This is a genomic window from Nocardioides sp. CPCC 206348, assembly GCF_048654705.1.
GTDB lineage: Bacteria > Actinomycetota > Actinomycetes > Propionibacteriales > Nocardioidaceae > Nocardioides.
Map to the genome: position 1 here is coordinate 27,057 of NZ_JBMCZA010000217.1, position 9,663 is coordinate 36,719.

General features: G+C 71.0%; 10 protein-coding genes. 6 read left to right on the forward strand and 4 right to left on the reverse strand.

The window, feature by feature from the left end:
- Positions 1-73 precede the first annotated feature (73 nt).
- The 4 genes from serA to efeU form a co-directional block, all read right to left on the reverse strand.
- Positions 74-1,663, reverse strand: a complete 1,590-nt coding sequence (gene serA / locus ACOADB_RS23875; protein WP_378604637.1) for a phosphoglycerate dehydrogenase — start codon at positions 1,661-1,663, stop codon at positions 74-76.
- A 121-nt stretch (positions 1,664-1,784) separates the two neighbouring features.
- Entirely contained in the window at positions 1,785-3,041 is a 1,257-nt protein-coding gene (gene efeB / locus ACOADB_RS23880; protein ID WP_378604640.1) for an iron uptake transporter deferrochelatase/peroxidase subunit, read from the reverse strand.
- A gap of 2 nt (positions 3,042-3,043) precedes the next feature.
- Complete coding sequence (efeO, locus tag ACOADB_RS23885) at positions 3,044-4,234, reverse strand: iron uptake system protein EfeO (protein ID WP_378604643.1); 1,191 nt, start codon at positions 4,232-4,234, stop codon at positions 3,044-3,046.
- A gap of 4 nt (positions 4,235-4,238) precedes the next feature.
- Positions 4,239-5,108: an iron uptake transporter permease EfeU gene (gene efeU / locus ACOADB_RS23890; protein WP_378604646.1), complete on the reverse strand. Its 870-nt coding sequence runs from the start codon at positions 5,106-5,108 to the stop codon at positions 4,239-4,241.
- Between the two features lie 84 nt (positions 5,109-5,192).
- Here efeU and ACOADB_RS23895 point away from each other — a divergent pair, with 84 nt between their 5' ends.
- The 6 genes from ACOADB_RS23895 to ACOADB_RS23920 are packed head-to-tail and all read left to right on the forward strand — an operon-like array spanning position 5,193 to position 9,625.
- On the forward strand, positions 5,193-5,939 hold the full coding sequence (locus ACOADB_RS23895) for a DUF4129 domain-containing protein (protein ID WP_378604649.1): 747 nt from the start codon (positions 5,193-5,195) through the stop codon (positions 5,937-5,939).
- Positions 5,936-6,319 carry a hypothetical protein gene (locus ACOADB_RS23900; protein ID WP_378604652.1) on the forward strand — a complete coding sequence of 128 codons (384 nt, stop codon included), beginning with the start codon at positions 5,936-5,938 and terminating at the stop codon, positions 6,317-6,319. The genes ACOADB_RS23895 and ACOADB_RS23900 overlap by 4 nt, the downstream gene beginning before the upstream one ends.
- Positions 6,316-7,284: an AAA family ATPase gene (locus ACOADB_RS23905; protein ID WP_378604655.1), complete on the forward strand. Its 969-nt coding sequence runs from the start codon at positions 6,316-6,318 to the stop codon at positions 7,282-7,284. Before ACOADB_RS23900 ends, ACOADB_RS23905 begins: the two co-directional genes overlap by 4 nt.
- Entirely contained in the window at positions 7,281-8,573 is a 1,293-nt protein-coding gene (locus ACOADB_RS23910; RefSeq protein WP_378604658.1) for a DUF58 domain-containing protein, read from the forward strand. The genes ACOADB_RS23905 and ACOADB_RS23910 overlap by 4 nt, the downstream gene beginning before the upstream one ends.
- Positions 8,570-9,130, forward strand: coding sequence for a hypothetical protein (locus tag ACOADB_RS23915; RefSeq protein WP_378604661.1), 561 nt, complete (start codon positions 8,570-8,572; stop codon positions 9,128-9,130). Before ACOADB_RS23910 ends, ACOADB_RS23915 begins: the two co-directional genes overlap by 4 nt.
- A 42-nt stretch (positions 9,131-9,172) precedes the next feature.
- Complete coding sequence (locus ACOADB_RS23920) at positions 9,173-9,625, forward strand: MaoC family dehydratase (protein ID WP_378604664.1); 453 nt, start codon at positions 9,173-9,175, stop codon at positions 9,623-9,625.
- The last annotated feature ends 38 nt before the right edge of the window (positions 9,626-9,663 follow it).

Consider the following 9,663-nt stretch of genomic DNA (forward strand, 5'->3'; position numbering starts at 1 on the left):
GCGACGTACGTCGACAAGTCACAACTCGAAGGTGACAAACCCCAACTCGCGCGTGACAAACCCCAAGTCGGGCTTAAACGAGATCCACCGCTCGGATCGAGGTGGCCTCGATGGCCGCCTCGATCTCGGCAAGGGTCTCGGCCGGGATGGCGGAGTCGACGGACAGTGCGACGAGCGCCTCGCCGCCCTTGGTCTCGCGGGAGACCTGCATGCCGGCGATGTTGACCTGCGCCTGGCCGAGGACCTGGCCGACGGTGCCGACCATGCCGGGGCGGTCGACGTAGGTGAAGAAGGCGAGGTGGTCGGTGGGCTCGATGTCGATGTCGTAGCCGTTGACCTCCACGAGCCGCTCGCGCTGGTGGATGCCGACGAGCGTGCCGCTGACCGACACCTGCGCACCGTCGGCGAGGGTGCCGCGGAGCGTGATCAGGTTGCGGTGGTCGGGGCTCTCGCTCTCGGTGACCAGGCGCACGGCGACGCCGCGCTCGGCAGCGAGGAGCGGCGCGTTGACGTAGGAGACCTGGTCCTCGACGACGCTGCTGAAGACACCCTTGAGGGCAGCGAGCTCGAGCACCTTGACGTCGTGCTCGGCGATCTCGCCACGGACCTCGACGTCGAGCTGCTGGGCGACCTCGCCGGCGACACCGGTGAAGATCTGGCCGAGCTTCTCGGTGAGGGAGATGCCGGGCCGCACGTCCTCGGCGATCACGCCGCCCTGGACGTTGACGGCATCGGGGACGAGCTCACCGGAGAGCGCGAGGCGGACGGACTTGGCGACGGCGATGCCGGCCTTCTCCTGCGCCTCGTCGGTGGAGGCGCCGAGGTGCGGCGTCGCGACGACGTTCTCCAGCTCGAACAGCGGGCTGTCGGTGCACGGCTCCTTGGCGAACACGTCGAGGCCGGCGGCAGCGATGCGACCGGTCTTGAGGGCGTCGTACAGCGCGGCCTCGTCGACGATGCCACCGCGGGCGGCGTTGACCAGGACGAGCGACGACTTGGCCTTGGCCAGCTGCTCGGCGCCGATCAGGCCAGCCGTCTCGGGGGTCTTGGGGAGGTGCACGGACATGAAGTCCGACTCGGCCATCAGCGTGTCGAGGTCGACGAGGCGAACCCCCATCTGCGCGGCGCGACCGGCCTGCACGTAGGGGTCGTAGGCGATGACGGACATGCCGAAGGCGGACAGGCGCTGGGCGACGAGGACGCCGATGCGGCCCAGGCCGACGATGCCGACGGTCTTCTCGAAGAGCTCGATGCCGGTGTACTTGGAGCGCTTCCACTCGCCGTTGCGGAGCGCGGCGTGGGCCGGCGACACGTGGCGGGCCGCGGCGAGCATCAGCGCGACGGCGAGCTCGGCGGCGGAGACGATGTTGGAGGTCGGCGCGTTGACGACCATGACGCCCGACTGGGTGGCTGCCTTCACGTCGACGTTGTCGAGGCCCACACCGGCACGAGCAACGACCTTGAGCCGCTTCGCCGCGGCGAGCGCCTCGGCGTCCACCTTCGTCGCGGACCGCACCAGGATGGCGTCGACGTCCGCGATGGCAGGCAGCAGCTCGGCGCGGTCGGCACCGTTGCAGTGGCGGATCTCGAAGTCCGGGCCGAGCGCCTCGACAGTGGCGGGGCTCAGCTCTTCGGCGATGAGTACGACGGGACGAGAAGTCACAGCGAGGTCCTTCACAGGATCGTGCGGGTGAAAGGGTTTGCACGACACTGTGCCAGTGGCCACAGTACCCGCCGCGGGAGACTGTTACGAACTGGTGAACGCGATCCGGACGCGGTGTCGGTCACCCGAACAGGCCCTGGCCGACGTACTCCCCCGCGGCCACGCCGGGAGGTACGGCGAACAGCGCGGAACCGGTGAACCGGAGGTACTCCATGAGCGCGTCACTGGACGCCATCTGCCGTTGCACGGGGATGAAGTGGGTGCGCGGGTCGCGGACGTAGGCGATGAAGAACAGGCCGGCGTTCAGACCGCCGATGTCGTCGCTGCCGTCGACGAAGTTGTAACCCCGCCGGAGCATCCGGACACCGTCGTTCTGGTCCGGGTGGACGATCCGGACGTGCGCGTCGGCAGGGATGATCGGTCCGCTGCGTCCCGGCAGGTCGAAGTCGGGGTCGGTGAATTCGTCGCCGCCCGACAGCGGCGCACCGGCGTCCTTGGTGCGGCCGACGAACAGCTCCTGGTCGCCGAGCGGCTGCCGGTCCCACACCTCGATGGTCATGTTGATGCGGCGGGTGACGAGGTAGGACCCACCCGTCAGCCACGCAGCGGCCTCGTCGTCGGCCTCGCCGACCCACACGTGCTCGGCGAGCGCCTGGGCCTCCTCGGCCTTCACGTTGGCGGTGCCGTCCTTGAACCCGAACAGGTTGCGCGGCGTCGACTGGCTGGTCGACGTGGTCGACGTACGGCCGAAGCCCAGCTGGGACCAGCGCACCGCGGTGACCCCGAAGCCCATCCGGACCAGGTTGCGGATGGCGTGGACGGCGACCTGCGGGTCGTCGGCGCAGGCCTGGATGCAGATGTCCCCGCCACTGCGGGCCGGGTCGTCGACGTCGCCGCGGAAGTGCGGCAGCGGCTCCAGTGCCTCGGGGCGCTGGTCGGCGATCCCGAACCGGTCCTTGCCCTCGGCGGTCCGGAACAGGGTGGGGCCGAAGCCGAACGTGATCGTGAGCCGGCTGGCCGGCAGGCCGATCGCCTCGCCGGTGTCGTCCGGCGGTACGTCGGTCGCACCGGACACGGGTCCCACCGGACCGGCCGAACCGCCCTGCGTCATCCGCTCGGCTGCCTCGGTCCACTGCTTCAGCAGGCCGATCAGCTCGTCGCGATCCTCGGTGGTGACGTCGAGCGCGACGAAGTGCAGCCGGTCCTGGGCAGGCGTGACGATGCCCGCCTGCTGCTTCCCGCGGAAGGCGTACGACGACACGGCTGCCGTACCCGCGTCCTCACCGGCGGTGCCGCGTCCCGCGACGAACGCCCCGGCAACCCCGGCGGCGGCAACGCCACCGCCGAGGAGACCACGCCTGCTGACCTGGCTCACCATCGTCAGGAGACGACCGCAGCGGTGAGGTGCGACAGCGGCTCGGAGAGCGCGTTGACGGCGGCAGCGAGCTTGTCGACGTCGTCCTTGCTCAGCTCGTCGTAGAAGGCGAAGCCCTCACCCTTGCGGTGGCCGGCGAGCAGTTCGTCCAGCTCGGCGAAGCAGGTGGTCAGCTGCTGGGCGAGCTCGGGGTCCTTGGTCTCCAGCACCGGCTGCACGCCCTCGAACGCGATCCGCGCGCCGTCGACGTTGGCCTGGAAGTCCCACAGGTCGGTCCGCGACCAGAACTCCTCCTCGCCGGTGACCTTGCCGGTCGCGACCTCTTCGAGCAGGCCGCGCGACCCGTTGGCGATGGAGTCGAGCGGGTACTCCAGCGCGTCCGCACCCGTGGCCTGGACCCGCTTGTCGAGCTCGACCGTGTTGGCCAGCAGGTCGTCGGCGTACGTGGCGCGCTCCTGGGGCGTCCAGGCGGCGTACTTCTCCGCACGGGCCGGCCACAGGTCCTTCTCGATCGCGTGCCAGCCGGTCCACTTCTCACCGGCGGCGAAGTCGACGTCGGCCTCGCGGGCATCCATCCTCGGGTCGAGGTCTCCGAAGGACTCGGCGACGGTCTCGATCCGCTCCCAGTGCTCGCGGGCGACCGGGTAGAGCGCCCGGGCCTCGTCGTCCTTGTCGCCGGCCTTGTAGAGCTCGACGAATTCCTTCGTCCTCACCAGCAGCTGCGAGGTCTGGTCCTGGACGTAGGCGCGGTAGTTGTTCGTGGCCTGCTCGATGAGCTCGGCCTCGTCGGCGCTGACCGTCACCTTCTCGTCGGAACCGGTGACCTTGAAGTCGGCACGGATGCCCTCGCCGACCATGCCGGGCTTGCAGGCCGTGACGTAGCCACCCGCGGGGACGGTCACGGTGAGTGTCTTGGTCAGGTTCGGCCCGATGTTCTCGACCTCGCCGATGATCCGGAGGCCGTCCTCGGCCAGCAGGTAGAACTCGGTGACGTCGGAGCCGCTGTTGGTGACGTCGAAGCTGATCGTGCCGGCGGGAGCACTCGAGGCCGAGACCTCGCAGGCGTCCTTGCTCGAGGCGACCGTGAGGGCCCGGGCGTCGCCGTCCTCCGCGTCGGTCGACGCGTTCTCGGTGCACGCGGCGAGGGCGGGTACGACGGCCAGCGTGGCCAGCGAGGCGAGCAGGGTCTTGCGCATGGAGTCAGTTCTCCTGGAGTGGGCGGTGGGATCGAACAGGTCGGGACGCGATGAGTCGCGGGCGGATCAGGAACAGGGCGCCGACCGGGAGCACGTATGCGAGCCAGGCAGCGGCCTCGAATTTCGTGGTGACCGGTGAGAAGTTGAAGACGCCCTTGAGGACGGTTCCGTACCAGGACGACGGTGGGATCGTCGCCGAGACGTTGAAGGCGATGTCGTGCAGGCCCGGGAGGATCCCGGCCTCCTGCAGGTCGTGGATGCCGTAGGCGAGGACGCCTCCGGCCACGAGGATCAGGAACGCCCCGGTCCAGGTGAAGAAGACCGAGAGGTTGAGGCTGATCGCGCCCCGGTAGATGAGGTAGCCGAGGACGACGGCGCAGAGGATCCCGAGCGTGGCGCCGAGCAGCGGCTCCCAGGTCGGGGCCACGACGCCGGCGGCGTCGCGGGTGCCGGCCTCGGTCGCCGCCCAGAGGAACAACGCCGTCTCCAGGCCCTCACGTCCGACGGCGAGCATGGCGACCAGCGCCAGGGACCAGCGGCTGCCGGTGGCGGCCCGGTCGATCTGGCCACGCAGCTCCGCGCCCAGTCCGCGGGCGGCCGTGGCCATCCAGAAGATCATCCAGGTCACGAAGGCGACGGCAACGATCGAGAGGGTCCCGCCGATGGCCTCCTGCGCCTCGAAGGTCAGGCCGCGCGGGCCGAAGGTGAGGGCCGCGCCGAACGCCAGCGCGATCGTGACGGCGACACCGACCCCGAGCCAGATCCGCGGCAGCAGCTCGCGCCGACCGGTCTTCACGAGGTACGCCACCAGGATGCTCACCACGAGCGCGGCCTCCAGGCCTTCGCGGAGTCCGATCAGGAAGTTGGCGAGCACGATCCGGAAATGTACGCCCGTTTGCTTAGCCTCACCTAACCGGGGTCGCTGTCCGTGGACCCCGGAGCGGCGTAGCCTCCGTCCATGGGGACTCCCGTCATGGGGTACGGGTCGCGCGCGCTGCTGGCGTCGGGCGCGCTGGTCCTCGCTCTCTGCGTGCTGGTGACCGCGTCCGGCGAGGGCCTGCAGTCGATCGCCCGGGACGACCGGACCGGGGTCGAACAGCGTGAGGACGACCCGATCCCCGAGTCCGACGAGGACAACGAGGAAGCCGTCGACCGGGACCGGATCGAGGAGAACGACCGGGACGGCGCCGACCCCACGTCCCTGGTGTCGGGCCGACTCGCCGCACTGGTCCTGCTGGCCGCCCTCGTCGCCCTGGTCATCGGCCTGGTCGCCCGGCTGCGGATGTCGTTCCGGCGGCGACGCCTGTCCGGCGACCAGCTGCGCCCCACGCTGCTCCCGTCCCCGCAACCCGATCCCGAGGACGAGACCGACGAGGTCCTCGCCGACGCGCTCGGCAGCGCGCTCGACGACCTCGCCCACGGTTCGGCGCGCAACAGCATCGTGGCGGCCTGGCTGCGCCTGGAGCACGCGTCCGAGTCGGAGTGGTTCGTGCGCAACCCCGCCGACACCCCGAGCGAATTCGTGGAGCGGGTGCTGTCGTCGTACACGCTCGACGGGGAGGTGATCGGCCGCCTCGCGGGCCTCTACCGCGAGGCCCGCTTCTCGTCCCACCCGATCACCGATCGGCAACGCGACGAGGCAGCGACCTGCCTGGCCACGTTGCTCGACGGACTTCGCAGCCGAACGCCGGGAGGCCACCGATGATCGTTGCCTGGGTGTGCGCAGCCGTCGCCGTGGGCGGGTTGCTGGTCTACGCCATCGCCGTCGCGAACGACGTCGTCTCCCCTGCATGGCCCGAGGACGAGCCGCTCCACGTCCGCGACAACCGGGCCCACGACCTCGAGCTCACCCACCTCGCGCGACTGCTGGGCGCTCGTGATCCCGCCACCGTGCACGCCCAGCTGGTCGGCATCGTCGACCGCTTGTTGAGTACGACGTCCGTGCTCGCGGGGCCGGCCGATGTCGATCCACGGGCGGCCCTGCCCGCCGTCGTACGACGGTTCCTGGATGCGCCACCGCTCGACTCGGCCGACCGCTACCGGCGTGACCTCGCGACCACCCTCGACGCACTCGAGGCGCTGTGAGTCCGGCCGAGGCCTCGCGTCTGGCACAGCAGGTGCTCGACGAGGTCGAGACGGCTGTCGTGGGCAAGCGGGAGGCCCTCACGCTCGTGCTGGCGGGAGTCGTGGCGGGTGGTCACGTGCTGCTCGAGGACTTCCCGGGACTGGGCAAGACCCTGGCCGCGCGGTCGTTCGCGCAGGCGCTCGGGCTGGACTTCAAGCGCGCACAGTTCACCCCCGACCTGTTGCCGGCCGACCTCACCGGATCGTTCATCTACAACCAGCGCACGTCGGAGTTCGAGTTCCGCGCCGGCCCGTTGTTCACGGGCCTGCTGCTGGCCGACGAGATCAACCGGACCCCACCGAAGACCCAGGCAGCCCTGCTGGAGGCGATGCAGGAGCGGCAGGTGACGGTCGAGGGCGAGACCTTCCCGCTGGCGGCACCCTTCCACGTACTCGCGACGGCGAACCCGATCGAGTACGAAGGCACCTATCCCCTGCCCGAGGCCCAGCTCGACCGGTTCCTGCTGCGGGTCGAGTTCGGCTACCCGGAGGCCGGCGAGGAGTGGGAGGTGCTGCGTCGGCGCCTCGCCCGCGGCCAGGAGGAACAGACCGTCCGGACCGTCACCGACGCCGAGGGACTGCTGGCGATCCAGCGGGCGGTCGAGACCGTCACCGTCGATCCGGACGTCGGGCGCTACTGCGTCGCACTCGCCGGTGCCACGCGGAGCCACCACCACACGCTCGTCGGGTCGTCGCCCCGCGGCGGCCTCGCCCTGATGCTGGTGTCGCGTGCCTTCGCGGTGATCGCTGGGCGCGACTACGTGACGCCGGAGGACGTGAAGGCGGTCGCCGTTCCGGCCCTCGCCCACCGGATCACGATCCGCCCCGAGCTGTGGATGAGCGACGTGTCCGGCCGCTCCGTGGTGACGTCGGTCCTCGGCCACGTGCCGGCCCCGGCCGCTGCATCGAGGGAGCGGATCCGGTGAACCCCTGGCGCGCAACGCATGCCCACCTGCGCGCCGTGGTCGCGGGCTTCGGCCTGCTGGTGGCCGGACTCGTGCTCGGCCGCGTCGACGTCGTACTCCTTGCCTCACCGCTGGTGCTGGTCGCGATCGCTGGGCAGGCGGCGCGGCCGGACGAGGTCCCGGTCGCGCGCGCGACCGAAGGAGCGCTGACCGTCCACGAGAGCGAGGAGTTCGGCTGGCGAACGGTCGTGACGGGCATGCCGCCCGGCGGCACCCTCGCGGCCTTCCACCCCGGCCAGCGCTGGCTCGACGTCGAACCGGAGGACGGTCGACTCGTCGCCGCACCGGACGGCACCGCGACCACGGACATCGCCCTGCGCGCCACCCGTTGGGGACGGCGTCGTCTCGGCGGCCCCGTCGTCACGGCGTACGACGCCTGGGGGGCCTGGCGCTGGACGCCGGATGCGTTCCCGGGGCTCCAGGTGACGGTGTTGCCCGCGACGGAGCCCGTCGACTCCACAGCGCCGGCACCCCACCCCCACGGCCTGGTCGGGATGGAGCGGGCCGGTCGACCGGGCGAGGGCACCGAGTTCGCGAAGGTGCGGGCGTTCGAACCGGGCGACCGGTTGCGGCGGATCCACTGGCCGACCTCGGCCCGCACGGGGCGCCTGCACGTCACCGCGACCTACGCCGACCAGGACGCCCATGTCGTCGTGCTCGTCGATGCGGTCAACGACGTCGGGGACAGCGAGGGGATCGACGGTGCCCACAGCAGCATGGACGTGACGGTGCGTGCAGCAGCCGTGCTCGCCGACCACTTCCTGCGTCGCGGCGACCGGGTCGGCATGCGGGTGTTCGGCGCCTGGGGCGTGAGCTTCGTGCCGTCCGCGTCGGGCCGGATGCAGCTGCGCCGACTGCTGGACACGATGTCGCTGATCGAGCCGGGCACGGCTCGCGGCGAGGATGCGCTTGCCGCTCGACAGGCCCTCGGCGCCGGCACCCTCGCGCTGATGCTGTCGCCCCTCATCGAGCCGGCGTCGACGCGGCAGGTCGCGATGCTGACCAGCGCCGGCATCGACGTGGTCGTCATCGACACCCTCCCGCAGGAGCTCGCCGAGGGCGTCGGCCCGGGCACGACCGGGCAGGAGGCCCTCGCGTGGCGCCTGCGCATGCTGCAGCGTCGGCTCGAACGTGACCAGATGGCGTCCCTCGGCATCCCGGTGGTGACGTGGACCGGGCCGCACAGCCTCGACCAGGTTCTGCGCGACCTGACCCGGCGCTCCGCCGTCCCACGGCTGGGGCGCCGATGAGCACCACCAGCGGACTCACCTTCCGCGACCGGCAGGGCCATCGCATCGGCACCCTGAGCGTGGCGAACGTGCTGGCCTGGCTGGCGATCGTGGCACCGGTCGTCATTGCCGCCCAGGTCATCCGCGCGGCCGCACCGACGTCGCCGTGGTGGCCCGCGGTCGTCCTGGTGGTGCTCGCCGTGGCGACGGCCGACCTCCCCGACAGCATGTTCGCGCTGTCGACCGTCCTGGGCACGGCCGGGTGGTGGATCGCGGTGGTCGAGGACGTCCGGCTGGGGCCGACCGTCGTGGTCGCACTGGCGCTGCTCGTCTTCCACGTCGCCGTCGGGCACGCCGCCCTGGGACCTCCCGGACGCGACGACGACCGGGCCGTGCTCCGCGGCGTCGTGGCCCGCATCGCCCAGGTGGGGGCACTGACGGTGGTCCTCGCGGCGGTCGCCGGCATCGCGACGGGGCGGGTCGACGTACCACCGGTGGCGCTGGGGATCGCGCTTCTAGCGACCGGAGCGCTGCCCTGGCTGGCGGGTCGCTGGAAGCGCCCGGCGGCAGGACACTAGTGTCGGCAGTGCAGGAGTACGCCAGTCGAGAAGGAGTCAGCCATGCGGGTGTTCACGACGTTCGAAGAGGTTGCCGAAGCAGCAGGCACCGACCTCGGCACCAGCGACTGGGTGATGATCGACCAGCGCCGCGTGAACCAGTTCGCGGACGCCACCGGTGACCACCAGTGGATCCACGTCGACATGGAGCGGGCCAAGGACGGCCCGTTCGGCGGCACGATCGCCCACGGCTACCTGACCCTGTCGCTCGTCCCGTGGCTCGGCAGCCAGGTCTTCACGCTGCGCACCCCGGGGGCGAAGCTCAACTACGGCGTCAACAAGGTCCGCTTCCCCACGCCGCTGCTCGTCGGCAAGCGCATCCGCCTGCACGTCAAGATCGCCGAGGTCATCGACATCCCGGCGGGCAAGCAGCTCATCGTGAGCCACACCGTCGAGATCGAGGGCGAGACCAAGCCGGCCTGCGTCGCCGAGACGGTCGTCCTGCTTCTTCCCTAGGTTTCGAGGCTCGCTGCCGCTCGCACCTCAACCAGCGG